The organism is Citrobacter amalonaticus (genome assembly GCF_002918555.1).
Classification (GTDB): domain Bacteria; phylum Pseudomonadota; class Gammaproteobacteria; order Enterobacterales; family Enterobacteriaceae; genus Citrobacter_C; species Citrobacter_C amalonaticus_A.
Genome location: NZ_PQMB01000008.1, coordinates 105,217 through 131,994, shown reverse-complemented (window position 1 = coordinate 131,994; position 26,778 = coordinate 105,217). Strand labels below are relative to the sequence as shown.

Annotated in this window: 24 protein-coding genes; 14 read left to right on the top strand and 10 right to left on the bottom strand. The window is 50.4% G+C overall.

All coding sequences use genetic code 11. The features are described 5' to 3' along the window. Positions 1-31: 31 nt before the first annotated feature. Positions 32-820, bottom strand: coding sequence for a DeoR/GlpR family DNA-binding transcription regulator (locus tag C3432_RS25335; RefSeq protein ID WP_103780109.1), 789 nt, complete (start codon positions 818-820; stop codon positions 32-34). Positions 821-858: 38 nt separating this feature from the next. Next, complete coding sequence (locus C3432_RS25330; RefSeq protein ID WP_103780107.1) at positions 859-1,755, bottom strand: sugar kinase; 897 nt, start codon at positions 1,753-1,755, stop codon at positions 859-861. A 171-nt stretch (positions 1,756-1,926) separates the two neighbouring features. Between C3432_RS25330 and yihU the strand changes: the two genes are divergently transcribed. From yihU to C3432_RS25300, 6 genes are all read left to right on the top strand, one after another. After that, complete coding sequence (yihU, locus tag C3432_RS25325; RefSeq protein WP_103780105.1) at positions 1,927-2,817, top strand: sulfolactaldehyde 3-reductase; 891 nt, start codon at positions 1,927-1,929, stop codon at positions 2,815-2,817. 25 nt (positions 2,818-2,842) lie between these two features. After that, on the top strand, positions 2,843-3,730 hold the full coding sequence (locus C3432_RS25320; RefSeq protein WP_103780103.1) for an aldolase: 888 nt from the start codon (positions 2,843-2,845) through the stop codon (positions 3,728-3,730). Positions 3,731-3,762: 32 nt separating this feature from the next. Beyond that, entirely contained in the window at positions 3,763-4,773 is a 1,011-nt protein-coding gene (locus C3432_RS25315) for a zinc-dependent alcohol dehydrogenase (protein ID WP_103780101.1), read from the top strand. Positions 4,774-4,842: 69 nt separating this feature from the next. After that, positions 4,843-6,276 (top strand): MFS transporter, encoded by a 1,434-nt coding sequence (locus C3432_RS25310; RefSeq protein WP_103780099.1) that lies wholly within the window; start codon positions 4,843-4,845, stop codon positions 6,274-6,276. A 102-nt stretch (positions 6,277-6,378) separates the two neighbouring features. Beyond that, positions 6,379-7,746 (top strand): MFS transporter, encoded by a 1,368-nt coding sequence (locus C3432_RS25305; RefSeq protein WP_103780097.1) that lies wholly within the window; start codon positions 6,379-6,381, stop codon positions 7,744-7,746. Beyond that, positions 7,736-8,626, top strand: coding sequence for an aldose epimerase family protein (locus C3432_RS25300; protein WP_103780095.1), 891 nt, complete (start codon positions 7,736-7,738; stop codon positions 8,624-8,626). The genes C3432_RS25305 and C3432_RS25300 overlap by 11 nt, the downstream gene beginning before the upstream one ends. Positions 8,627-8,697: 71 nt before the next feature. On the opposite strand, the gene C3432_RS25295 is transcribed toward C3432_RS25300, so the two are convergent. Genes C3432_RS25295 through C3432_RS25265 form a run of 7 tightly spaced genes read right to left on the bottom strand, consistent with a single transcriptional unit; the run spans position 8,698 to position 15,550 of the window. Next, positions 8,698-9,582: a sulfite exporter TauE/SafE family protein gene (locus C3432_RS25295; RefSeq protein WP_103780093.1), complete on the bottom strand. Its 885-nt coding sequence runs from the start codon at positions 9,580-9,582 to the stop codon at positions 8,698-8,700. Between the two features lie 10 nt (positions 9,583-9,592). Beyond that, entirely contained in the window at positions 9,593-10,360 is a 768-nt protein-coding gene (locus tag C3432_RS25290) for an SDR family NAD(P)-dependent oxidoreductase (RefSeq protein ID WP_103780091.1), read from the bottom strand. A 14-nt stretch (positions 10,361-10,374) separates the two neighbouring features. Then, the gene (locus C3432_RS25285) at positions 10,375-11,244 is read right to left on the bottom strand and encodes an NAD(P)-dependent oxidoreductase (protein ID WP_103780089.1); all 870 of its coding nucleotides are present in this window, start codon (positions 11,242-11,244) and stop codon (positions 10,375-10,377) included. Beyond that, positions 11,241-12,119, bottom strand: a complete 879-nt coding sequence (locus C3432_RS25280; protein WP_103780087.1) for an SMP-30/gluconolactonase/LRE family protein — start codon at positions 12,117-12,119, stop codon at positions 11,241-11,243. The genes C3432_RS25285 and C3432_RS25280 overlap by 4 nt, the downstream gene beginning before the upstream one ends. Then, complete coding sequence (locus C3432_RS25275) at positions 12,112-12,993, bottom strand: aldose 1-epimerase (protein ID WP_103780085.1); 882 nt, start codon at positions 12,991-12,993, stop codon at positions 12,112-12,114. The genes C3432_RS25280 and C3432_RS25275 overlap by 8 nt, the downstream gene beginning before the upstream one ends. Before the next feature lies 1 nt (position 12,994). Next, the gene (locus tag C3432_RS25270; protein ID WP_103780083.1) at positions 12,995-13,786 is read right to left on the bottom strand and encodes an HpcH/HpaI aldolase family protein; all 792 of its coding nucleotides are present in this window, start codon (positions 13,784-13,786) and stop codon (positions 12,995-12,997) included. 9 nt (positions 13,787-13,795) lie between these two features. Continuing rightward, positions 13,796-15,550, bottom strand: a complete 1,755-nt coding sequence (locus C3432_RS25265; protein WP_258041659.1) for an IlvD/Edd family dehydratase — start codon at positions 15,548-15,550, stop codon at positions 13,796-13,798. A 212-nt stretch (positions 15,551-15,762) separates the two neighbouring features. On the opposite strand from C3432_RS25265, the gene C3432_RS25260 reads away from it, so the two are divergent. The 8 genes from C3432_RS25260 (at position 15,763) to C3432_RS25225 (ending at position 25,617) form a co-directional block, all read left to right on the top strand. Beyond that, the gene (locus C3432_RS25260) at positions 15,763-17,520 is read left to right on the top strand and encodes a solute:sodium symporter family transporter (protein ID WP_103780081.1); all 1,758 of its coding nucleotides are present in this window, start codon (positions 15,763-15,765) and stop codon (positions 17,518-17,520) included. Continuing rightward, complete coding sequence (locus C3432_RS25255) at positions 17,493-18,521, top strand: LacI family DNA-binding transcriptional regulator (protein ID WP_103780079.1); 1,029 nt, start codon at positions 17,493-17,495, stop codon at positions 18,519-18,521. The genes C3432_RS25260 and C3432_RS25255 overlap by 28 nt, the downstream gene beginning before the upstream one ends. A 552-nt stretch (positions 18,522-19,073) precedes the next feature. Further along, the gene (locus tag C3432_RS25250; RefSeq protein WP_103780149.1) at positions 19,074-21,698 is read left to right on the top strand and encodes an autotransporter outer membrane beta-barrel domain-containing protein; all 2,625 of its coding nucleotides are present in this window, start codon (positions 19,074-19,076) and stop codon (positions 21,696-21,698) included. 143 nt (positions 21,699-21,841) lie between these two features. Next, entirely contained in the window at positions 21,842-22,441 is a 600-nt protein-coding gene (gene yihX / locus C3432_RS25245; protein WP_103780077.1) for a glucose-1-phosphatase, read from the top strand. Then, positions 22,435-23,301 carry a virulence factor BrkB family protein gene (locus C3432_RS25240; RefSeq protein WP_103780075.1) on the top strand — a complete coding sequence of 289 codons (867 nt, stop codon included), beginning with the start codon at positions 22,435-22,437 and terminating at the stop codon, positions 23,299-23,301. The genes yihX and C3432_RS25240 overlap by 7 nt, the downstream gene beginning before the upstream one ends. A gap of 2 nt (positions 23,302-23,303) precedes the next feature. After that, positions 23,304-23,741, top strand: coding sequence for a D-aminoacyl-tRNA deacylase (gene dtd / locus C3432_RS25235; protein ID WP_103780073.1), 438 nt, complete (start codon positions 23,304-23,306; stop codon positions 23,739-23,741). Positions 23,742-23,785: 44 nt separating this feature from the next. Continuing rightward, positions 23,786-24,727: a fatty acid biosynthesis protein FabY gene (gene fabY / locus C3432_RS25230; RefSeq protein WP_181012977.1), complete on the top strand. Its 942-nt coding sequence runs from the start codon at positions 23,786-23,788 to the stop codon at positions 24,725-24,727. Positions 24,728-24,939: 212 nt separating this feature from the next. Next, positions 24,940-25,617: a hypothetical protein gene (locus tag C3432_RS25225; RefSeq protein WP_146050970.1), complete on the top strand. Its 678-nt coding sequence runs from the start codon at positions 24,940-24,942 to the stop codon at positions 25,615-25,617. Positions 25,618-25,796: 179 nt separating this feature from the next. Here C3432_RS25225 and fdhE read toward each other — a convergent pair whose 3' ends face one another. Beyond that, positions 25,797-26,726, bottom strand: coding sequence for a formate dehydrogenase accessory protein FdhE (fdhE, locus tag C3432_RS25220; protein ID WP_103780067.1), 930 nt, complete (start codon positions 26,724-26,726; stop codon positions 25,797-25,799). Positions 26,727-26,778: the final 52 nt, after the last annotated feature.

Here is a 26,778-nt window from a genome sequence, read left to right as displayed (position 1 = left end):
AATTTCAGCGGCTTTTTTATTTCTCGGAACTTCAGGAAACATCCTGTTCTGCAATGATAAGCTCTACGTTTTCTTCTTTCAGCAGATGCTTAAAGGAGTTTGGCGGTGGAGCATCGGTAAAAAATGCCCGGACTTTACGTGCGTTGCCGATAGAAACGGCGGCAGATGCTGTAAATTTAGTGTGGTCGGCAATTAACAGCGTGTTGCGTGCCTGTGCAATCATCGTCTTAGCGACAAGGGCTTCATTAACATCAAATTCCAGCAGCGTTCCATCATTCTCAATAGCCCCAATGCTGGTGATCAAGTAGTCAGCTCTGAAACCTTCAATAAAATCTACTGCTCCAGGCCCTACGATGCCGCCATTATGCGCACGTAGTGTTCCTCCGGGCACCATAACCTCGATATCCTGGTTTTTATACAGGATTTGTGCCACACGCAGACTGTTAGTGATGATACGTAAATCACGTCGGTTGAGTAATGCACGGGCAACAGCTTCCACGGTTGTACCAATGGTAATAAAAACGGTACAACGTTCCGGAAGATAATCGGCCACCGCCTCTGCAATTGCCCGTTTTTCCTGAGTCAGCGATAACTCTCGCTGCTCAAAAGCCGTATTCATGACGCTGGATACTCGTCCGGCTCCACCATGATGTCGGGTGATCAGCCCCTGTTCACTTAGTTTACGAATATCCCGGCGCACTGTTTGTGTGGAAACGTCAAGCAACTGTGCGAGCTCTTCGATATTCATATAGCCGCGTTCTGCAATGTAGTGAACAAGCTGATCGTGTCGTGGATTACCAGTGACTTCAATAATGCTCATGAATACTCCTGTACTCTTCCCCTTACATGTTGACTATTTTACGCATAAAGTGACAAAAATGATTCGGTTTGCTCACGATTAGGAATTCCGGCTCGTCCACCTGCCTGCGTACATTTCATTGCAGCGACCGCGCTGGCGAAGCGAATTGCCTGTGCGGTGGGCATTTTCTCTGCCAACGCGACTGCCATTGCACCATGAAAAACATCCCCCGCTCCGGTTGTATCTACTACTTCGATTGAAAATGCGGGTTGCTGACACCGTTGCACATTTTCAAGCCAAAGCGATCCCTCATCGCCCAGCGTAACGTAGACTTTACCATCAGTATGTTTTGTGGCTATTTTCAGCCCTTCTTCGGCATTATCCTGCCCGGTCATTCGTTTCAGGCCTGGTTTAGAGAAAACGGCATGATCGGCAAGTGCTACCAGTGGAGTGATATCCTGCGGAGTCATATCAGCATCCAGTAATGTCATGACGCCAGCTGCGCGAGCCAGAGTAAAAGATTTCAACGTTCCCTCATGCCAACGCACATCGGCCAGTACAATGTCATAACGTGTAAAATCGATCGATTCCAGCCATTGTGCATCGGTATCAAGGTCAGGACTTGGATAGTTGACAATGATTCGTTCTCCTTGCTGATCGACCAGAATTGCCGATTGTGAAGAACGAGCATTGGGATACTGACGACAAAATTCCGTGTTTACCCCCCAGTCCTGAAGTTCTTTAAGTAATGTGTTGCCGCAACTGTCGTCACCGACGCGACCAATAAAATCGACAGCAATTCCGAGCCGGGCTATTGCGACCGCTGCAGTTGCCGCCGGACCACCTCCCGTCTCCAGATATTGATTTGATTGATATTTTCCCCCGCCTTCGGGCAGGTTGCTCAGAGAATAAATACGATCCTGAACGGTAATTCCAACGCATGCAATTCTGGTCATATCTGTTTTGTCCTGTGTGATCCTGTCTTCTTTTGTTCATTTTAATGACATAAATGATCAAATTAGTGATGCGTGTCTTGTTTTTAATCATAAATTACAAATATGCTCAAAAACAGACGAAAATGACTTTTAATTGTAATTATTTTGTCAATCTGAGACAGGAGACCGTTCATGACAACGATTGCATTTTTGGGATTGGGTCAGATGGGTAGCCCAATGGCTAACAATCTGTTGCAAAAAGGACATGTCTTACGCGTGTTCGACGTAAATCAACAAGCCGTCAATGAGCTGGTACAAAAAGGTGCAACGGCTGCCCAAACGCCAGCTGAAGCGGCTAAAGACGCTGATTTTGTTATCACGATGCTGCCAAATGGCGACATCGTTCGGCAAGTTCTTTTAGGTCGCGATGGTGTGAGTGAAACCCTGTCCCCTGATGCGTTAGTTATCGATATGTCCACTATCCATCCACTACAGACTGATTTATTGATTCATGAAATGGAAGAGAAAGGCATCAGCATGATGGATGCTCCTGTGGGGAGAACATCCGTTAACGCTATCGACGGGACATTGTTAATTCTGGCTGGCGGCACACCCGAACAGGTTGAGCGCGCACGCCCGCTTTTGATGTGCATGGGTAATGAGCTGGTGGAAGCGGGTGGTCCTGGTATGGGGATCCGCGTGAAGCTCATCAATAACTATATGAGCATTGCGCTGAATGCATTGTCAGCAGAGGCCGCAGTCCTTTGCGAATCTCTGGGTCTGAACCTGGATGTGGCGATAAAAGTCATGAGCGGTACGGCCGCAGGGAAGGGACACTTTACGACAACATGGCCTGGAAAAGTGCTGAAGGGAGATCTCTCACCGGCATTTATGGTGGACCTGGCCTTGAAGGATTTGCGTATCGCTGTCGATGTCGCTCACCAGACTGGTGCTCCGCTCAATATGGGTATTGCGGCAGAAACCTACTACTCCAGCGCCAGTGAGAACGGTAGAGGCCGTCAGGACTGGAGCGCGCTGTTATCTCAGGTTCGTCAGCAGGCTGGCCGACCAGACTCACTTTAAATTATAAACGTTCACAGGAGTTACTATGTCTTCCCACAATAACCCGTACACGCTGAAAGATATTTCTCGCCCTGGCGGTGGATTTGCCATGCTGGCTGTCGATCAGCGTGAAGCGATGCGCCTGATGTTTGCCGCATCCGGGCATCCCAAACCAGTTGCAGACAGTGTTCTGACTGATTTTAAAGTTGCTGCTACCCGGATCCTGTCTCCTTATGCTTCCGCTGTCCTGGCAGATAAACAGTTCTGCTTCGATCAGATTGTATCGCAGGGGGCAGTGGCAGATTCTTGCGGTCTGATTGTGGCTGCTGATCGTTTTGTTCCCGGTAATGGTATCCCGGTTGATAGCGTAGAAATTGATAAAGCAATTGACCCTCTCAAAGCCCGCCAGATGGGCGCAAAAGCGATGAAGCTGCTGATACTATGGCGTGAGGATGAACCCGCGCAGGCTCGTCTGGCGATGGTGGATGAGTTCGTTCAGCGTTGTCGCAGTGCGGGTCTTGTGAGCATTATCGAACCCGTTGTTCGTCCGCCTCGTTGTGGATGGGAGTTTGACAAGGAAAGCGCCATTGTTGCCGCGGCAACTGAACTCGGTGGGACCGGGGCTGACCTCTACAAAGCGGAAATGCCATTAGGAGGCAAGGGAGATGAGCAGACATTGCTCACTGCGTGCCAAAAACTTAACGATCAAATGAAGATGCCATGGGTCATCCTTTCTTCTGGTGTTGATGCGGACCTGTTTGGCCGCGCAGTACGTATTGCAATGAAAGGGGGCGCTAGTGGATTCCTGGCCGGTCGTGCCGTTTGGGCTTCGGTCATTGGCGCACAGGATCCACACACTATGCTGCGTGATGTTTCTGTTCCACGCCTGCAGCGGCTGGCCGAAATCGTGGATGAAGGTATTTCTCAACGCTAATTCCCCATTTTTAACGCATCTGGAGCAGAACCATGGACAAAATTACCCAGGTATTATTTTCAGATATTGGAAAAGTGACGACCCAATATGTTGAGCTGCCACACCAGGAACTTAAACCTTATGAAGTCCGTATCACCCCTGTGTTCTACGGTATTTGCGGCTCTGATCTGCATGTACTGGAAGGGGGCCATCCGTTTGCAAAACCTCCCGTTGTGCCAGGGCATGAAATTGCGGCTCGCGTGACGGAAGTCGGGAGTGAGGTGACAAACGTTAAACCCGGTGATCATGTTGTTGTCGACCCGATAATGGCCTGCATGGAGTGCCGCGCCTGCAAAGCGGGGCGTTTTAATCTCTGTGAGCCTCCGCAGGTTGCTGGTTTTCGCGCACCCGGATTTGCGCGTTCGCAGCATATCGTTCCGGCGCGGAACTGCCATGTCGCGCCGTCATCTCTGCCATTGAAAGTACTGGCCTTCGCGGAACCGGCAGCCTGTGCTCGTCATTGCGTTAATCGTATGCCGAAGGCCTCTCTGGAAAACGTACTGGTAATCGGTGCTGGCACCATTGGGTTATCTATTGTTCAGGCATTGCGCATTATGGGCGCGGGAAAAATTACCGTCATTGAACCTGATGTCGCGAAACGTGCGCTGGCGTTAAAGCTTGGCGCGGCAGAGGTTTGGGCCCCAGGTGAGCTTGATCCACACGTTCGCTTCACCGGTGCGATTGATGTTGTTGTGGCGCAGGCCACGCTGAACGATGCCTGTACCCGCGTCTATGCAGGTGGGACGATTGTGTGCATGGGGGTACCGAGCGGTCCTCGTGAAATTCCTTTGCCTGGGATGCAGCGTTTCGAACGCGACCTGCTGAATTCCGGTATGTATATCCCGGAAGATTTTGATGCGGTGATTGAGTGGCTGGCGGATGGACGGTTTGACACCAGTGAGCTGGTGACTGACTTATTCCCGGTCAACGATGCGGCGAAAGCGTTTGAACGTGCGCAACAAAATGACTCCATAAAAGTCATGCTCCAATTTGCTGAAGAGTGATGGTGTAACTCTCTGTCTGGCGCTGCATAACGGCAGCGTCACCCTACAACAATGAAAAAGGACACTGCGATGAGTCAAATCACCAGTCCTGCACCGTATTCAATCAGCCGTCCTCAGGACGTGATTGATATTGTTAATAAAAACTCAGCGGTAAATACCAGCGTTGGTATTATTTTTATCGCTCTGGGTGGAATTCTTATTGATGCTTACCAGGCTGCTATGGTGGGGTTTGGTAACAAATATATTGCTGCACAGTTCGGGATTTCACCGGGACTGGCGGCAACCGTCAACGCTTCTGTTTTAGTTGCTGCACTAGTTGGCGGATTATTAGCGAATCGTGTAATTAACCGTTTTGGTCAAAAGCGTGCATTTATTATTGGAATGGGGTTATGCACGATAGGCGCAGCTGCCGTTGCGATAGCTCCCAGTATCTGGTGGGTGCTGGTATGTCGCGTGATAATGGGGTTCGGCCTGGGTATTGATTTCCCTCTGGCGACAAACGCCGTGGCAGAACTTCGAGGGTCAACTTCGAAGAAAACCGGCTCATCAGTGAACCTCTGGCAAATGGCCTGGTATGTATCCACTACGGTCGTTTATCTCGTCCTGCTCCCGCTGCTTCTCTCAGGCGTTGCTGAGGAGCAACTCTGGCGTTATGGGATTTTTATTGGCGCTATTTTTGCCGTTATTATCATGATCCTCCGCTACTTCTTTATTGGCGAATCCGCGATGTGGGCTGCGCGCGTGGGGCGTTATGAAGAGGCTTGCGGCATTCTGGCAAAACGTTATGGGGTTCATGCCCGCGTCGCTGCGCTATCGCCTTCACAAAGTCTGTCATCTGAAAAAACGGAAAATAAGTTCCGCGGTGGATATGGCATCCTGTTCAATTCACGCTATCGCAAACGTACGATCCTTGGCTGTGTCGTCGCCACGATGCAGGCCTGGCAATATAACGCGGTGGGCGTTTATCTACCTCTGACTCTGGCCGGAATACTGAGTGGCGGGCTGACGGGGGCTCTTTCGGGTTCCGCAGTGGTAAATGCCCTTTGTGGCATCACCGGAGGGATGATTGGTTCTCTCATTCTCCAGCGGTTGGGGACACGTCTGCAGTCAATGTATGGATTCGCGTTAGTGACGATTGCACTGCTGGCACTGGGTGCACTGGCAACCACAAACCCATGGCTTTCTTTGGGTTTGCTGGGCGCTATCATTTTCTTCCATTCTGCAGGCCCTGGCGGATTAGGAATGACGATTGCCACCCTCTCGTATCCACCAGCGATACGTCCGACCGGAGTCGGATTTGCGCGAGCTATCATGCGCACAGGGGCAATTGCCGGACTTATCTTCTGGCCCATGTTGTGGGGAGCGCTGAAGACAGAAGCCTTCTATTGGCTGGCGATTGTGCCTTTCCTTGGATTCCTGACATGCGTATTGATTAAGTGGGAACCACTTGGTGCGAATGTGGATGCCGAAGATGCTGAGGTATTGGCAGAACTGGAGAAATAATTATCAAGCGCGTCGATGGTGTCGGCGCGCTTGCTTAACAAGACTCTCCACCTTTGACGTGGTTTGTTCCGCAGATTTCTCGCCGACCTGGAGAGGAAAATTATGGCTGAAAGATTACTGATACCGAGAGAAGGGCTATCCGGCAAAGCCATGAGGCGTGTTGTTATGGGCAGTTTTGCCGGTGCGCTGATGGAATGGTACGACTTTTTTATTTTCGGAACGGCGGCAGGGCTGGTTTTCGCTCCTCTGTTTTTCCCTGACAGCGATCCTTTTATTGGCTTGATTGCCGCATTTGCTACCTTTGGCGTGGGTTTCTTAACGCGCCCGCTGGGGGGGATAGTTTTTGGTCATTTCGGCGATAAAGTCGGGCGAAAGATAACGCTTATCTGGACACTGGGAATTGTCGGTTCCTCAACATTTTTAATTGGATTTATACCAACCTATCATGACATTGGCATTTGGGCTCCTGTCATACTAATGATTCTGCGGCTGATTCAGGGATTTGGCCTGGGCGGAGAATATGGTGGCGCGGCGTTAATGACCATTGAGTCTGCCCCCCTGGAGAAACGTGGATTTTTAGGGTCATTACCACAAACGGCGGCTTCTGTTGGCATCATGCTGGCGACAGGTGTTTTTGCACTCTGTAATCATTTTCTGACTCAGGAACAGTTCCTCTCCTGGGGATGGCGTATTCCATTTTGGTTATCTGCTGTGATGTTGGTCGTGGGGATGTTCATACGGCTTCATACTGAAGAAACCCTGGATTTTAAAAAGCAAAAAACGGTTGTATCACACGAAAAAACGGCGCCCCCCCTCATTGAACTTTTCCGTAAACACCCACGTAATATCCTCCTGGCGCTTGGTGCCAGACTGGCGGAAAGCGTATCGTCAAATATCATTAATGCTTTCGGGATTGTCTATATCTCCAGCCAACTGGCTTTATCAAGAGATATTCCCTTAACCGGTATGCTTATCGCTTCAGCGATTGGCATTGTATGTTGTCCTTTGGTTGGCTGGATTTCAGACCGTGTTGGACAGCGGAAAATGTATCTGTTTGGCGCGGGCTTTTGCGTCTTATTTTCTTTTCCTTTTTTCCTGCTGCTGGACACGAAAAGTACGCTTATTATCTGGTGTAGCATGATTCTGGGCTATAACTTAGGTCCAACAATGATGTTTGCCGTACAACCAACACTGTTTACCCGCATGTTTGGTACTCGTGTTCGCTATACAGGTCTTTCATTTGCTTATCAATTTTCCGCTATTCTGGGCGGAATGAGCCCTCTTATCGCATCCAGTTTGCTGGCGTTAGGCGATGGAAAACCGTGGTATGTCGCCCTTTTCCTGCTTGTCATCTCTGCCCTCTCTTTTATCTGCGTCTGGCTTATCGAGCCACATTCACACAATAAAAAAGACGCGAAAAAACACTTAACTTCTTACCGCTATAGTAGAGAACACTCACATGAAAACTGAATGGAATAACGCACACCAGCAGGCGCTGCAACGTGCTTTTGATACGCCATGGCCAGGTCCAACAGGTGATGTTGTATCGCTGCAAAAAGGGAATATACGTATCCAGGTTTATCCGCAAGATGGCGCCAGAATCACATCGTTGCAGGCATTTGGTTATGAGATTCTGCGTCAATGGGAGCCTCAAAGAAAGGCATTTCAGTACGGATGCTTTCCAATGGTACCCTGGGCAGGTCGACTGGGATATGCAACCCTGAGCGTTGGTGAACAGCGTTATACGTTACCTGCTAATAAACCGCCTCATGCCTTGCATGGAATGGCTTGCTATTCATCCTGGGAAGTCGTGGAGAAAACAGCTGACAGGCTACAGTTACGTATGCTGTTAGATTCACCATGGCCCTGGCGAGGTGAAGTTCGGCAAACGCTAATTCTGGAAGACGATGCCCTGATATTGCGCCTTGAAATTGGCTCAGAGTCCGAAATATTTCCTGCGTCTGCAGGGTGGCACCCGTGGTTTGCTAAACATCTTAATCACTCTACCGGAGGGAAAGAACTGCAGGTACTTTTCCATGCTGACTGGCAGGAAGAACCCGGCAGCGATGAATTGCCCACGGGCAACCGAATTGCTCCACGCGCAGGGCCATGGGATGACTGCTTTGGCTTTTCTTCCGGACTAACGGTCAATTTGCAATGGCCCGGTCAACTGACAATGTTAATGACATCGACTGCGCAAAGCCTGGTGGTCTTTGATAAACAGCCAGATGCCACTTGTGTTAACCCCCTCACTCAGGCACCGAATGAGATTAACGTTGCTCCGCAGTTTGCCAGTCCAGGGGCGCCTTTGGTTATTGAGACGTGTTGGCGATTTAAAAGAGATGTCTAAGGTTAGTCGTAAAAATTAAAGACAGAAAAGCCGCTGGAATCAGCGGCTTTGGGACTTAATGATTTAAATTATTACTGGGCTTTTATGGCTTCATCCGCTGCGCGGATTGCTGCCACTTTTTTGCCAAATAGTATCTGGAGTACCACAAGCAGGCCAAAAACAGGTAGCAACGCGCTCAATGTCGATATTCCCGTGGCGCCTTTAATCAACATAGCACCGGAAGCGATTAACAGCAGAAATACCATGATGCGGAATATTTTTACTGAAATACGTTTGTGAACATACTGCCCCACAATGGAACCAAGAATCATTGTTGGAATGCAAAATAGCACCAGCTTAATTGTTGAAATCGTCAGAATACCGCTGGTGGCGAGTCCGCCAATAATGGCAATGTTATTGGCAGTAAAAAAAGCGTTGAGTGTGCCACGAAATGCCGCCGGTCCCAGGTTACGCAGCATCCCATACATGACCACCGGTGGCCCATTTGTTGAGAATGCGGCACCTAACGCACCAGCAATTGCCCCCATCGGCGCGGCGATCCAGCGTTTGTCATAAACCGGCAGACGCGGAATAAACAGACTATAGAACGAGTAGATAATAATAAAACCGCCCAGGCCGATCTTCATAATATGGTCGGGTAAATATGAGAGCGCATATAGCCCAACCGGAATTCCGGCAAACGAGAAAAGAATGAGAACGGCGGCAGATTTCCAGTCTGTCTCTTTTCGGGATAACCATGTTGCATAAAGCGCGGTTGCCGTACCAACCATCACGGACATGGGCGCCGCCATTTTTAACGGCAGTACCATAGTAATTAATGGCATTGAGGTTAAACCGCCGCCAAATCCTGCGCATATTCCGACAAAGGTATATAAAAACATTACCGCGATGACGATGAGCATTGCGCTGGTATCCAGCGCTGCGCCGTCCGGGGTAAATAATGTGAAGAAATCCATAACGATTCCCTTAGTTAAGTGATAATCCGGCATCAACAATAAAATCCTGACCGGTGCAGCCGCACGACTCCTCTGATGCGAGGAACAGCGCCAGCCGCGCGCAGTGGGTTCCATCCAGGCGGAATTTCAGCGCCTGTAATTCAACGAATTGATTCACCGCAGCGGGATCCAGTTTGGCCCACATGGCGTCTTGTTTGGCGGTACGAATCGCGCCAGGAACAAGGCTGTTCACCCGGATGCCGCGCGGCCCCAGTTCCTGAGCCAGCGTACGGGTAAACCCGTGGATAGCGGCTTTAGATAAGGAATAGCACACGCGGCCTGGGCGTCCTCGCATCCAGTTGATCGAACCCATATTGATAATGCAGCCCGTTCCTTTTTGGGTCATTGCCGGAATCACAGACTGAATGGCAAAGAGATGGTGACGTAAATTCACGTTAATGCGGTTGTTAAAATACTCTTCAGTTAAATCATCAATCGTATGGTGATCGTCACTGCCGGCATTATTGATGAGAATTTCGACGTCACCCAATTCTTCAGCGATGGTGGTGAAACAGTTTTGTAATTGAGGGATATTGGTGACATCACAGAATAAAAATAAGCACCCAAGCTCAATGGCAAGTTTTTCACCGGCCTGTTGGTCATAATCAAGAAAGGCAACTTTAGCGCCTTGCTCTACAAAAGCACGAACATAGGCTTCGCCAATGCCGCTGGCACCGCCGGTAATGGCAACAACTTTGTTTTTAAGGGAGTGGTAAGTCACGTTGATATTATTTTTCATTTTTATTTTCCTGATTAATTTTTAGCATTGTTGCGTACGACTTTATATGTCGCACAAAAATCTTCATTGCCGATGCCGGTTTCTAATCCACGATCGTAAACACTTTTCACGACGTTAACGCCGGGAAGATGTAAAGCGGATTCAATTAACATCGATTTCATAATGTTGACGTCTTTAGACATATTTTGCAGGGAGAATGCCGTGCTGTAATCTTCTGCAATCAGGCTGTTAATTTTACTGTCGAGATAGAAATTGGTGGCGCCGCCATAGGAGATCGCCTGATGAAAATTCTCTTTGCTGATACCGTAATGATCTGCTGCGGTAAGCATTTCATTGACGCTATTTTGAATACCTGCGACCAGGACATTATGTAGCATTTTCATTACCAGACCGCGCCCGTTATCTCCCATGTGTATTTGATTGCAACCCATCATGGCGAGGATATGTTTCACTTTTTCCCATGCGGCTTTATCTCCGCCAATATAAATACCGAGTTCGGCTTTAACGGCGGCGGGGACAGATTTCACCACGGGCGCATCCAGCATTATCGCCCCCGTTTTTTTCACCTGACGTGAAATATCGACAGAAACGGAAGGATCGATTGTCGACATATCCATCGTGATTTGCCCCTTATGCAGATAAGGCATCATTTGCTGGTAGACTTCGCGTACATGCTCAGAGCGTGGAACCATACTGATGACCACGTCAGCATTACGCGCAATATCGGCGATGGACTCTGCGGCCTGGGCACCCGCAATAACCAATCGATTCATTGCGTCCTGGCTAATGTCATAAACTAAAACCGTGCCATCAAATTTCGCGACAATATTTTTGGACATCGCTTCGCCCATTAAACCAAGTCCGATAAAGCCGATCGTTTTCATTGGGTGTTTTCCTTAAATTTGGGTTTATGCATGCCAGCGACGGCAACGTTCAGGGTAAAAATGGCGCCAGAGAGGGGATGCGCCTCGCACTCCTGGGCGGTCATGTTTTCCCGGGTGGTGGTGATAAACAGCGTTTTCATTTCCGGACCGCCAAAGCAGAGCATGGTCGGGCAACGCACGGGCAGAGCGTACTCTTCCAGTACCTCGCCCTGAGGAGAGAAGCGGGCGATGCGCCAGCCGTCGAAAAGCGCGCTCCAGTAACATCCTTCGCTGTCCATAGCGGCGCCGTCCGGGCGACCATTGCCACGTGGGAATGTCTTCCAGACCTGACGTACCCCCGGCTCGCCTTGTGCGTCCAGCGGCGTTCGATAAATCACGTGATTTGGCGTGTCGCTGGTGTACATCCAGCGAGAGTCTGGTGAGAAGGCCAGGCCGTTGGCGCCCAGAATGTCGCACTGCATCACTTGCATACGCAGGTCGTTATCTACGCGGCACAGCAGCGCGCCGTTGTAATCGCGCGGCCCCCAATAGGTTCCTGCCCAGAAACGTCCTGCTGGATCCACGCCGCCGTCATTGAAGCGCGCCAGGACCGGATTGTTGGGGTTATCGCCAATTTTCCTTTCCAGATGACCGCTCTTGTCGGTAAGCCAGATGCCGCTGCGCAGTGCTACAATAAAGCCGCCGTTCTCACGTAACGCAAAGCATCCCGGTTCTTCCTTAAAGGGAAACACGCGGTGTGTCCCTGACTGAAGCTGGAAGCAGTGGATCTCACATTCCAGAATGTCAGTCCAGTAAAGCGCCTGCTCGTCATGAGCCCAGGTTGGGCACTCTGGCAAATGGCCCACATAATCGAAAAGCAATTCAGGTTTATTCATCGCTGACCATCCGTAATTCCATCCAGTGAGTAAAGGACTCCCCTGGATGAAGGGTTTTCATCGCTTGTTCACTGCCGTTGGCAGGACGTAAATTGATGGCGTTGTTGATGTGGGTGACAGGTTCAATTGCCACGACATTGCGTTCACGCGGGGGAATAAACAGAATGGCGTTGGTTGCCGCAGAGTCGATTACCACGCGAATTCGTTGCTGTGGCCATCTGACCTCTGCCGGGGATTGCCAGCCGGTAAAACAGTTATCGACGGAACCCGGTACGGGAGGTCTGAAGGTGTGATAGCGCCACTGTTCAGGTATGTCGGTTTCTTCGCAGGGCAGGCTGTTCTCGTCGTTTAACCAGACGTGCGAGGCGACAAAACGTATTTCGCTGTGTTCTGCATCGGCAAAGAAGGGGTGAAATCCCAAACCGACCGGAACGATTTCCTGGGCGGTATTGAAGAGCGTTAACTCAATGCGTAGCCGGTCATGGAATAACCTGAATCGTTGCTCCGCGCGATAAGGCCACGGCCAGCTTTCGCTGGCAGGGCTGTGCAGCTCCAGCACAATCTCATCTTCCGCTGTGCTTAATACTTGCCATTCGGTTTGCCAGCCATTGCCATGCAGGGGGTGAGGGTGATCGCCAAAATTGCGTTTTACCCGATGCTTCACCTTATTAAAGGTGAAGCATCCGTTCGCAATACGGTTTGACCATGGGATGAGCGGATAGCTGCCACAGAGCCTGGCTCGCTGTTCTCCTGCCGGGTCCAGAGGGCGCAGAATGTCGTACCCTCTCCAGCGTAGCCAGGCGAGTGCGCCGCCCAGTTCGGGCGCGACAGCAATGTGGGTATCGTCCTGGGTGCATTCGAGCAGACGGGTCATCTCAGTACACCTCGCCGCCGCGAATCTGTAGATCCTCACCACGGATTGCTGCCAGTTGCTCTTTTGCCCGCGCCAGCATAAAGCTCATATCGGAAGCCAGAGCAACAAAGGTGAAGCCCATTTGCTGATACTTATTCGCCAGCTCCGGGTTGCCGCCCACGATGCCGCAGGGGAAGCCAAGGCGCTGACAGGCCTCCAGCCCGCGTTTGATCATCGCCTGAACGTCAGGATGCGATGGATTACCAGGGTGGCCCATGGCGGAAGACATATCACCGGGACCGATAAAGAAACCGGTAATCCCGTCGATTTTGGCGATCTCATCGATGCTGGCGATAGCTTCTGGCGTTTCGAGCTGAAGGATCAGACACAGTTCATTTCGTGCATCCTCAACAAATTGTGCGTTGCCGCCCCAGCCGGACGCGCGGTGCATCGCGGCAAACCCGCGTTTTCCATAAGGGGGGTAATACGCCGACTCCACCGCTTTACGCGCTTCTTCTGGCGTATTGATAAAGGGGATCATCAATGACATTGCGCCGCCATCAAGCGCACGCTTAATCAATACGACATCGTTGCCCGCCAGGCGGTAGAGCGGAGTGATATCTGCATTAACGCTGCGAATAGCACGATCGATACGTATCGCATCAAGTGTATCGACCGCCACGTGTTCCTGGTCAAGAACCAGAAAATCAAAGCCCACGGTTGCCATCGCTTCGGCCACGGTGTCACTGCCGGTCATCATCCAGGTGCCCAGCTTACGCTGGCCGGAAAGAATGGCGTGTTTGAAATTGTTCATTATTTTTCCTTAAAAAATAGGCGGTTCCGGGATATCACTGCCGTTTTGCAGAAAATCGAAATCACACCCTTCATCTGCCTGAGTAACGTGCTGCTGGTAAAGTGCGGACCAGGAACGAGAGAATGTTTGATGAGTCGGTTTTAACGCCGTGCGGCGTTGCGCCAGTTCGGTATCGTCAACCCGCATGTTTAACGTGCCAGCTTCAATATTCAGTTCGACCAAATCGCCGGTCTGTATTAAAGCCAGTGGTCCGCCAACGGCGGCTTCCGGAGCGACATGGAGAATGCAGGTGCCGTAATGCGTGCCGGACATGCGTGCATCGGAGATACGCACCATGTCGGTGACGCCCTGTTGCAACAGCTTTTTCGGAATGGGCAGGTTTCCCCACTCCGGCATACCGGGGCCACCAACGGGGCCAGCATTACGCAAAATAATGACGGTATCCCTGGTGACGTTCAGTTCAGGATCGTCAATCTGATCCGAGAGTTGCTGGTGGGTATCGAAGACCAGCGCCGGGCCGACGTGATGGCGCAAGTGAGGACTGGCGGCAGAGGATTTCATGACTGCGCCGTTGGGACACAGATTCCCGTGCAGAACCGTCAGGGCGCATCCTTGTGAAAGCGGGATCACCGGATTGCTTAAATCGCGGATTGTCTCGTCGTCATAACAATCGGCATTTTCGATCCAGGCGCTGACCGGCATATTGGTCACGCCTCTGGCATCCAGATGCAGGAACTGGCTGATTTTCTTCAGTTGAGCCATCAGTCCGCCCGCGAAGAAGAAATCATCCATCAGCCCCTTGCCTGAAGGAAATAAGTTTGCCAGTACGGGAACCTTATGTGCGATCTCCTCCATATCAGCAAGACTCAACGTAATGGATGCCCGATTAGCCATGGCAATCAAGTGGATCGCGGCATTGGTAGAGCCGCCCAGCGCCATATAAGCGGCGATGCCGTTAAGGAAGTTCTTTTTAGTCAGCCAGCGGGAAGGTTTGTGGTCATACCAGACCATATCCACAATGGTCTTCCCACACCGGGTGGCCATCTGTGGATGGCGACAGTCCGCGGCCGGGATAGAGCTTGCGCCGGGAAGGGTAAAGCCCATGGCATCGGCAATTGAGGTCATGGTGGAGGCCGTGCCCATCGTGTTACAGGTACCGATGGATCGCGTCATCGCCCCTTCCAGCTCAATCCAGTCGTGCTGGGTGATCGCGCCAAGACGAAGCTGATCCCAAAACTTTTTCGTGTGCGTGCCAGCCCCGGTAACCTGACCGTGCCATTTGCCCGTTGTCATTGGGCCTGCCGGGCAAAAAATGGTTGGGATATCCATAGATAACGCCCCCATTAGCAGAGCCGGTGTGGATTTATCACATCCACCCAGTAACACCACGCCGTCAATCGGGTGCTGACGTAACAACTCTTCTGCTTCCATGGCCAGAAAGTTGCGATACAGCATAGTGGTGGGTTTCACCATCACTTCGCCCATTGAAAGAGCCGGGAGTTCTACCGGGAAACCGCCTGCCGCCCAGACGCCGCGCTTTACCGCCTCCGCGCGTTCGCGCAGATGAGAATGGCAGGCGCTCATATCACTCCAGGTGTTAATGATGCCAATAACCGGTTTCCCCAAAAATTCTTCCCGGCCGAAGCCCATTTGCTGGGTACGCTGCCGGTGAGCGAAAGCTCTAATCGTCTCCGGGGCATACCATCTCTGGCTACGCAGCTCAGTAACTTCCCGCCGTACTAAACAATCCTGGTTGAACATCATGATACTGTCCTGTGTGTGGTTTCTTTTTACGGTAGTATCGTAGCGCTACGATAATCAAGTCATGTTTTATGTGAAATGTGATCTTCAGCCCATTTCACCCATGCTTAAGCTTTTTTTTGTTTTGTGGCTTCCAGTTTCGAGGGAAAGACGTTTTTTCTGCCTGCATCGCTGTGTGATAGTTGTGGTAACCACTTCGTCGACGAGGTTATGCTATGGAAATGCTATTTTCTGTCGTGACTTTTTTTCTCTTTTTGTCTTTCGTAGCGCTATATTCATACCGGAAGACAAAGGGGATTTCAGAGTCAGGCGTGGAAGGATTCTTTCTTGCGGGAAGAGGGCTTAGCGGTTATTTCATTGCCGGTTCGCTGCTTTTGTCTAATCTCTCGGCTGAGCAATTAGTCGGTTTAAATGGCAACGCATATCGTTTTGATATCAGCGGGATGGCCTGGGAAAGTACCGCCGCAGTTGCCACCATCATGATGGCGGTCTTTTTCTTACCGCGTTTTTTACGCCGCGGTATTACCACAATGCCGCAGTTTCTGGAGGAGCGCTTCGATAGCGCCACACGGCGAACGGTCAGCGTGATGTTACTCGTGGGATATGCGGTGATGGCCAATCCGTGCAGTCTTTACCTTGGCGCAATTACGATGAATGAGATGTTTGACGTACAACAGCTTTTTCATCTGCCTGACTGGGGCGCTATCGGATTACTGGCTCTGGCTATGGGGGCGGTTGGCGGGCTGTATGCGACTCTGGGCGGCCTGAAAGCCGTTGCCATCTCTGACACCATCAGCGGCTTGATTTTATTAGTCGCGGCAATGCTCATTCCTGTGCTGGGGTTATTTGCGCTTGGCGGCGGCTCTTTTCTTGCAGGTGGGAAAGCGTTGTTAAGCCATCCGGAACAGCTCAACGCGATCGGAAACGCCCGTTCGTCAGTGCCTTTTAGCACCATTTTTACCGGTATGCTGTGCGCCAACATGTTTTACTGGTGTACCAACCAGATGATAATTCAGCGCGCGCTGGGAGCTAAATCGCTGGCTGAAAGTCAAAAAGGCGTGCTGCTTGCGGGTAGCATTAAGTTATTGGTACCACTGGCGATGGTGCTGCCTGGGCTGATTGCTTTCAACCTCTTTGGACCGGTTTTTACTAATGTCGATTACGCCTATCCGGCGTTGGTTAAAGCGGTGATCCCCTGGTGGTTGATTGGCATGTTCGCCGCTGCGATTTTTGGGACGGTGATTAGCCATTTCAACTCTGTAGTAAATTCAAGCGCCACGCTGTTTGTGATCGATCTGTATGCCCCTTTGACGGGATGTCAGGATGAGAAAAAACTAGTGCGTGTCGGCAAAATAGCCTCCGTTGTCGTCTCGCTTATATCGATCGTGATAGCCCCTCTGCTGCTGTGGAGCCCTAACGGAATTTTTGACCTGATGCGCCGCTTTACCGGTTTCTACAGCATTCCTATTATCACGATTGTCCTGGTGGGTTTTTTAACCCGAAAAGTGCCGGCACTGGCGGCAAAATGGGTGCTTGGCTTTCATGTCATCGCTTACGGGCTATACACTTTTGCCGGGGGTGAAAAATGGATTCCGCTACATTTTATCCACATCATGGGCATATTGTTTCTGATTGAAACAGCAATGATGTTATTGATTGGGAAAATTGTTCCTGGAAAACGTTATGTGCCGGACTCGCAACCCGCCAGTATCCCTATGCAAAAATGGCGATATGCTCACTGTGTAAGTGTTATTATGATGGCGGTTTTAATCAGTATATTCATCACATTGTCGCCGCTTGGACTGGCAAACACGCAGGGAATTCCGGATTCATTTTGCCCACTGCTGGGGCTGGTCTGGGCGGCTGCGCTGATACTGATTGTGGGATTGGCTCGTCATCATCGTCGACAAGACAGGGTGTTGATTAATGGGAATACGGGAGAGGAATGCGTCAGAGATCGCGTCAAATTGTAAAACTTGATGATGTTGCGCACCAGGCCTGCGTGTCGCCGTCCACGGTTTCCCTGTATATTCGCCAGCCCGACCGTGTCTCGGAGAAGACCGGGAAAAAAATCCAGGCGGCTATCGATAATCTTGGCTACGTGCACAATAAGATCGCCAGCCAGTTTACCGGTGGGCGCAGCTGCAATATGGCCGTGGTTTTACCCTCACTGGCGAACGTGACATTTAGCTATGTTATCCAGAAGATAGAGTCGACGGTCAGCGAACAAGGATTTCAGTTATCCATCGCCTCTCACGATCACAGCCTGGATAAAGAAGAAGAACAGATCCGGGCCATTTTACAGTGGTCGCCCGCCGTCATTGCCATTGCCGGTGCCGATCATAAAGCCTCAACGCTTAAGATGCTGAAAAACAGCGGCGTACCTGTGGTGCAAATGTGGCAGGTGGATGGCAGTGCATTTTCCGCGCAGGTCGGGAATAACCAGGAGCAGATAGGTTATTCGGCAGCCCGGTATTTGCTTGATACCGGCTGTTCCCAACTGGCCTATTTTACGACGCGTTTTGATGATGACATCCGTGCGCGTACACGTTACAACGGATTTTGTCGTGCGCTTGAGGAAAAAGGGAAGAAGCCCTTGCTGGTTGATATCCCGCAAACCCCGAATATCTGGCAGGCCAGCCGTGAAATTCTGATGCAAACGTTGGTAAAAGAACGGGATGTTGATGGAATTTTTTGTACCAGCGATGCGATTGCGACAGCGCTCCTGATGGAAACACAGGCCAGGGGAATCAGGGTGCCCGAGCAGTTGAGCATTCTGGGGTTTGGTGATTTTCCCTCCAGCGCCTGGCTTGCTCCTGTAACGTTATCCAGCATTAAATGGAATGCCGATGAGATAGCGGACAGGACGGCAGAAATGATGCTGAGAATGGCTCAGGATAAGGCCTGGCAAGGCGAAATTATTGATGTTGGATTTGAAATCATGCCGCGTGGAAGTACACGCTTACCGTTTTAATGCGTACTGACTCTGAACCCGCCATCAAGAGCCGCCTGAAAAGGGGGGCTTCTCACATTTTTTATAAATAGATAATCATCCTGGTATAAGTTGGAAAATTCTTAATATATTCCACTTGTTTGCCGTGCCGGGATGGGTTCGCTTTGTTTTATCTTCGTCATATTTCAGGTTGCGGGTGCGGTGACTTTGTTACCCGGCCTTCGGCCCTGCTCCTGCGGAGCCAGCGCAGGCGCTGTTCAAAACGACTGCGCCGTTTTGTCCCGCAACTCGAATTATTTAGAGTATATAAGAGATATTTTCTGCGATTAGCCTGTCGGAATAATACAAATATCGCCATGTAAAATTTAAATTTGTCATTTTCTCTTCACTGGCTATTTATTGACATGTTGAATTATTCTCTGTATCTAATCAATAAAAGGCAATGTCTACCCCATTTTAATTTGACTGATTCTTTATTTTTAAAGAATCACGGGCTTATTTGTCTTCCGTTTTTTATTTAAACGACACTTTGCTGTTCTTTACCTGAAAAACCTTATGGAAAAGGTGGCTCTCATGAAAATCTGTCATTCCATTCAAAAACCGTTTGTCCCGGCAAAGCTTGCGCTTTGCATTACCAGTGCGCTGGCGCTGGGTGGGTTAAGCGGACAAGCCATTGCAGGGTGTAGCTATACCACAACGGTACAACTGTTTTGTGACAACACCACTATCTATCATTACGGTAACCCACTCGGCGGAGATGGCCGGGATTATCGTGGATTTGATGAAGTGCGTATCGATACCACCTTTGATGGTACCACCGCGGGGTTAACGGGTTGGGGTGTTTATATCGACAGCACTGGATATAAATTTAAAAACCTGGTCATCAACACCACAGGCAGCGCGGCAGATGGTATCCACTCTAAAAATGCCGGCGGCAAGCTGGTTGCCGATAATATCTATATTACCGCGGCAGGAAGTAGTGCTGATGGAATAAATATTGGTCGTGAATTACAGGCTGATTATTCAATCGTTGAAGTTACTGGCAATGTAACAGTGGATGCTGATAACGGAATGGGGCTTCGTGCTAACGCGTCAGCGAATAAAGATAACGCTAAGTCAGCAATAATTATTCATGGTGATGCTGATATCGTTACCCGTGGTCCTGGTGGTGCCAATACGGGATATGGCATTTATGCCGGCAGAGATCCTGCGCAATTTACAGGAACCGCAAAAGGCGATGCAAGTATTACGGTTAACGGTACCGCATCAGTCACGACGTCGGGACGTAATGCCCATGCGATATACGTGGCTCGTAAGGGGTTAATAAACCTTAATAACGTGGATTTAAAAACCACGGGGGCGACTGCGCATGGTGTTTATGCGTATTCAACGACGGATTCTGCAACGGCGAATCTTGGCGGTGACAGTAAAATTCAGGTGACCGATAGCGGCGCTTATGCCATTTACGCCTATGGTTCGCAGGCGTTGGTTCGCTCATGGGATTATGCGACTGATAGCGCTGGCTCTGGCGTATACGATATTGAAGGAAATCTACGCGCTTATTACGGCGGTACCATGGATTTGCGGATGGAAGAGGGGAGCCGTTTTGTGGGTAAAACGGATTCGTCACAACAAAATAGTAACGCCAACTATCATGGTACGCTGGATCTGAATATTAAAGGCCAAAACAGCGAATGGACGATGACGGGAACTTCAGTTCTTTCTAACCTGACGTTGAATCAGTCCACATTACGCTATATCGCAGATGGTGTGTCTCGTGACGATCCAAATACCTTTAAAACCCTGACGGTGATGGGTGACTATATTGGTACTGATGCTTTACTGATAATGAATACAGTGCTTGAAGGTAATGATTCCTTAACGGATAAACTTATTGTCAAAGGTGATACTTCCGGTAATACCCATGTGGGTATTAACAATATCGGCGGTATGGGTGAACTCACGGTTGATGGCATTGAAATTGTCGAGGTTGAAGGCAGCTCTGACGGTATCTTTACTAAATTCGGTCGTATTGTGGCCGGTGGCTACGATTATGACGTGGTGAAAAAAGCCAGTAATTGGTACCTCACCAGTCAATTGTCTCCTGTCGACCCGGAACCTGAGCCAGAGCCAGAACCGGAACCAGAGCCGCAACCTGAGCCGCAACCTGAGCCAGAACCAGACCCGGTCGATCCGGTTGATCCGCCAGCCCCCGGGCCTGGTGAGCATCAGTACCGTCCGGAATTCGGTAGCTATCTGGCGAACAACTACGCCGCCAATACGTTGTTTATCACCCGTCTGCACGATCGTCTGGGGGAAACGCAGTACACCGACATGTTGACCGGTGAGCAAAAAGTGACCAGCATGTGGATGCGTAACGTGGGTGGGCACACTCGCTTTACCGATGGTAGTAACCAGCTGAAAACTCAGGCTAATCGCTATGTGCTACAAATGGGGGGCGACCTGGCGCAATGGAGTCGTGATGGTCTTGAACGCTGGCATCTGGGGGCGATGGCGGGTTACGCCAACCAGAAAAGCAAAACGCATAACACGCGCAATGGCTACGCTTCCCGCGGTCATGTGAACGGCTATAGCGTTGGTTTGTATGCCACCTGGTATGCTAACGAAGCGGATAAAACCGGGACTTATCTGGATAGCTGGATACTGTATAACTGGTTCGATAACACGGTGAACGGCGATCGTCTTGCCAGTGAAAAATACAAATCCGACGGTATCACCGCCTCTGTTGAAGGAGGTTATACCTTCCTGTTAGGCGAAAGCGAACGTACCCGCTATTGGATCCAGCCAAAAGCCCAGGCGATCTGGATGGATGTGCAGGCTGATTCGCACCGTGAAAGCAATGGCACTCAGGTGAAGGACAAAACGAACGGTAACCTGATGACCCGGCTCGGCGTACGTGCGTATATGAAGGGGCATCATGTCATTGATGCGGGGAAAGATCGTGAGTTCCAGCCCTTTGTGGAAGTGAACTGGATCCATAACACCAACAATCAGGCCGTTCAGATGGGCGCTGTCCGTGATGAGATTAGCGGCACCAAAAATATTGGCGAGGTGAAAGTGGGCGTTGAAGGGCAAATTAATCCACGTCTGCAGGTATGGGGCAACGTAGCCCAACAGGTTGGTGATAACAGCTACAGCGATACCTCTGCGGTGCTGGGTGTGAAATACAGCTTCTGAGTGTGCGTTGTGAGATAAATGGCGATGCAGGGCATCGCCATTTTTTTCCACGAACTTAAGTTAATCTTTTCGTTGTCCGACACATAGTCAAAGTTCTTCTTTCCCGCTACAGTTATTCATCCACGGCTAGCAAGGAGAAGAACATGCTCTATATCTTTGATTTAGGTAATGTGATTGTCGATATCGACTTCAACCGCGTGTTAGGCACATGGAGTGATCTGAGCCGTGTCCCGCTGGCTTCGCTCAAGCAAAGCTTTACGATGGGTGAAGCTTTTCATCAACATGAGCGGGGAGAAATAACGGATGAGGCATTCGCACAAGCGATTTGCCATGACATGGAACTGCCGCTGAGTTATGAACAATTCTCTCACGGCTGGCAGGCCGTTTTTGTCGCGCTGCGTCCTGATGTGATCGACATTATGCATAAATTGCGTGAGCAGGGACATCGCGTCGTTGTGCTGTCGAATACTAACCGTTTGCACACCACGTTCTGGCCGGATGAATATCCGGAGATTCGCCAGGCCGCCGATCATATTTACCTCTCCCAGGAGTTGATGATGCGTAAGCCAGAGGCGCGTATTTATCAGCATGTCCTGCAGGCGGAAGGTTTTTCTGCGGCCGATACGGTCTTTTTCGATGACAATGCCGATAATATAGAAGGGGCCAACCAGCTGGGGATAACCAGTATTCTGGTGACGGGGAAATCCACCATCCCTGACTACTTCGCGAAGTTGTTATGCTAAAAACCGTTTATCAAAAGGTCAGGCACCACACGCGTCCGGTATGGTCCTGGCTGAAGCTATTATGGCGGCGCATTGATGAGGACAATATGACGACGCTGGCAGGGAATCTTGCCTATGTCTCTTTGCTCTCATTAGTGCCGCTTATTGCCGTTGTGTTTGCTCTTTTCGCCGCGTTTCCCATGTTTTCAGACGTCAGCGTTCAGCTGCGCCATTTTATTTTCGCGAATTTTATCCCCGCGACGGGAGACGTGATTCAGCGTTATATCGAGCAGTTCGTCGCCAACTCTAACAAAATGACGGCGGTGGGTGCCTGCGGGCTGATCGTGACGGCACTTTTGCTGATGTATTCTATTGATAATGCGTTAAACGCCATCTGGCGGAGCAAACGAACGCGGCCAAAAGTTTACTCTTTTGCCGTCTACTGGATGATTTTAACGCTTGGTCCGCTACTGGCTGGCGCCAGCCTCGCGATCAGCTCTTATCTGCTTTCTCTGCGCTGGGCCAGCGATCTCAATACGGTGATCGATAATGTCCTGCGTATCTTTCCTCTGATTCTTTCATGGTTGTCGTTCTGGCTGCTCTACAGCATTGTTCCGACCACGCGGGTGCAGAATCGTGATGCGATTGTTGGTGCGTTTGTCGCTGCCGTGTTGTTCGAAGCAGGAAAGAAAGGTTTCGCGCTTTATATCACCATGTTCCCCTCATATCAGCTCATTTATGGCGTGCTGGCCGTCATCCCGATTTTGTTTGTCTGGGTGTACTGGACGTGGTGTATCGTCTTGCTTGGCGCGGAAATAACTGTCACTCTCGAGGAATACCGCAAACTTAAACAAGCCGCAGAACAAGAAGAAGCAGAGTAACCATGATTGCATTAATTCAGCGCGTAACCCGTGCCAGCGTTACCGTGGAGGGCGAGGTGACGGGCGAGATTGGCCCCGGACTTTTAGTGTTATTGGGTGTCGAAAAGGATGATGACGAACAGAAAGCGAACCGCCTGTGTGAGCGTGTGCTGGGTTATCGAATTTTCAGCGATGCTGAAGGCAAGATGAATCTGAATGTGCAGCAAGCTGGCGGGAGTGTGCTGGTGGTGTCGCAGTTCACCCTGGCCGCCGATACGGAACGCGGTATGCGTCCCGGTTTTTCCAAAGGCGCTGCGCCGGATCGCGCAGAAGCGTTATATGAGTACTTTGTTGAGCGCTGTCGCCAGCAGGAAATGAACACGCAAACCGGCCGCTTCGCTGCTGATATGCAGGTTGCGCTGGTGAATGACGGTCCCGTGACGTTCTGGTTACAGGTATGAGCCAGCTCCCTGTATGGCCGCGGGTAACAAGAGAGAGTACAGCTATGTATCACCTTCGGGTTCCGCAAACAGAAGAAGAATTAGAACGTTATTACCAATTTCGCTGGGAGATGCTGCGTAAACCGCTGCATCAGCCAAAAGGTTCTGAACGCGATGCCTGGGATGCGATGGCGCATCACCAGATGGTTGTGGACGAGGAAGGAAATCTGGTCGCCGTCGGACGGTTATATATCAATGCCGATAACGAGGCCTCAATCCGTTTTATGGCGGTTGATCCCGCCGTGCAAGAAAAGGGGCTGGGGACGCTCATGGCGATGACCCTGGAGTCCGTCGCACGCCAGGAAGGGGTGAAGCGCGTCACCTGTAGCGCGCGTGAAGATGCGGTGGAATTCTTTTCTAAGCTTGGTTTTGTGAATCAAGGTGAAATTACGACCCCGCAAACTACGCCAGTGCGCCATTTTCTGATGATCAAACCTGTTGCCACGCTGGATGATATTTTGCATCGCGGTGACTGGTGCGGGCAGCTTCAGCAGGCCTGGTACGAGCACATCCCGTTAAGTGAAAAAATGGGTGTGCGCATTCAGCAGTACACCGGACAAAAATTTATTACCACTATGCCGGAAACGGGTAATCAGAATCCGCACCATACGCTGTTTGCCGGTAGCCTGTTTTCCCTGGCGACGCTGACCGGCTGGGGGCTTATCTGGCTGATGCTGCGCGAGCGCCATCTGGGCGGCACGATTATTCTTGCGGATGCCCATATCCGCTACAGCAGCCCCATCAGCGGCAAGCCAGGCGCTGTTGCCGATCTGGGGTCGCTAAGCGGAGATTTAGACCGTCTGGCGCGGGGTAAAAAAGCACGCGTCCAGTTGCAGGTGGAACTCCTGGGTGACGACACCCCCGGCGCCATTTTTGAAGGCATTTATATTGTCCTGCCCGCGAAACCTTTTGGTCCATATGTAGAGGGTGGAAACGAGGAGGAGTAGGGCTTTATCTTAAGTGCAGCATTGGGTCCATGAGCAGATGCAGTATACGGATTATAAATACCCCGTAATCCTTGTATACCCGACATCCTGCTTCTAAAGGTCGCTTTATAGAATTATCCGTAGTGGGTTCAGGATAATGTGTGCAGATATACCCGTCATACTGCAACGTGAAGTATGACGGGTATAAGTTCATTACATTAAAGCGAGGATGCATGATGGGAATCGTTACCTGGAGCAAAGCGCATATATTTCACAATACCGATTCAATGGTGAAGCTGGCGTTGAAAGATAGCTATGATATTCAAAAAGTTGAGAGTCATATAGCAAGTAAGCTGAAAACAATCCGTAATTGTGAAAATAACTATAAAGCGGAAAAACTTAATCACTATTTAACAATGCAAGTAAAACTTGACTTAAAAAAAGAATCAATCATACAGCTTTATCACGATGCTAATAACAAGCAGAAAAAAGCTGAAATCTCAACGCCTGTTACTGTTTCTCCGGATTCATTAGCGTTGGCGCAGAAGTCAGAAGCCGATAAGCTGAAACAGGAAATGTTGAACATGTTAGGTTCTCCTGAAGAGATTGCTCATAATTTAAGTGGTTTGAATAAGCATATAAATCATCTTCTTTCTTGTGATACATATCAGAGCGCTGTTGGCATAAATAAAATGAGAAGCGTGACAACCCTGCTGCAAGGACTGTCTGTTACGCAACCGCAAGCGACGTCCTTACTACAAGAGAAAGTCGAAGGGAAAGGTTTTGTCGAGTATGGCGATCCCCAGAAACAGCTTGCCAGTGAGCAGGAATGGAGTGCGGTCAAGACGCACTTAACGAAAATCCAGCTGTGGGGACAAGAAATGCAAGAAACTTATGCTGTCAGAGACTGAAGTCTAAGCCGCTATGGTTGGTATTATATACACGCAGTTAGCGTTGCCGGATGGCGTTGCAAGCACTTATCCGTCCTGGGGAACACAATATTTTCAGTATATTATGCAATTCACCCAGGTCTTAAAGTGGCGCGCCATCAGGCATTTCAGGTTTTGTCATCACCCTCTGATATCTGCCGTTACTCCCCTTCGCCAGGGAACAGGAAAGGGTTAATGGAGCTGCGGGCAAAGCCCTCTTGTTCCATACGCGCGTCCAGTACCAGTGAGGCGAGGTCGTCGGCGACGGCTTCCACTTTGGGATCTTTTTCCTGGTAGAGAATCTTCAGGTATGTGCCGCAGTCGCCGCAGCTTTCGGCTTTGATTGCCGCCTGCTCGTTATCCAGCGACCAGTAGTGCAGATCGCGGCTCTGTTCGCAGTTACTGCATTTCACGCGCACAACATGCCACTCGGTTTCGCACAGGTTGCAGTGAAGATAACGCAGACCCTGGGTGGTGCCAATTTGTACCATGCTGGAAACAGGCATAGACCCACACACCGGGCAGAACTGACGCTGTTCGCCATATTCTGCGCGGGCTTTGCCCGGGATCAGGCTGGCCATTTGTGCCCAGTAGAGCGACAGTGCAGCCCAGATGAACGGCGCTTTATCGCTGCTGACCGACGCGAAATCGGACTCAAACAGCGCGCCCGCCATCAGCTCCAGTTCCTGCCCGGATGCTTTTTCCAGATTCTCGATCACCGCCAGCGCCGGACCGCTCATTTCAGGTTTCAGTTCAGCAATCAGCGAATGCAGTAGCGTCTGCCAGTGCTTATCACGCGGCAGTACGTGGATATCCAGCGGTGGTTTTCCCTGCTCGTTCGCTTCTTTGATACGCGCAGTCAAATCCATCTGTAACGGATGGTCGTACAGCACCACTTCCTGAGCATGGGCGATCAGCGCAGCAAAGCGCAGATAATCACCCAGCGGGTTTTTCTCGGCCAGTTCGCGCAGACGCTCGGCGCGACGGTTATATAAATTTTTGAGCCGGGGGAATAATAACGGCGGGATCATATCCGTCGCGCGCTTCTCGCTCTTTTCCAGCTCATCTTGCGGGATGATACGAATGCTCATTTAGTCATTTCCAGGTTTCAGCAGATTCGGGTACGGTTGCGTCCGCTCTATG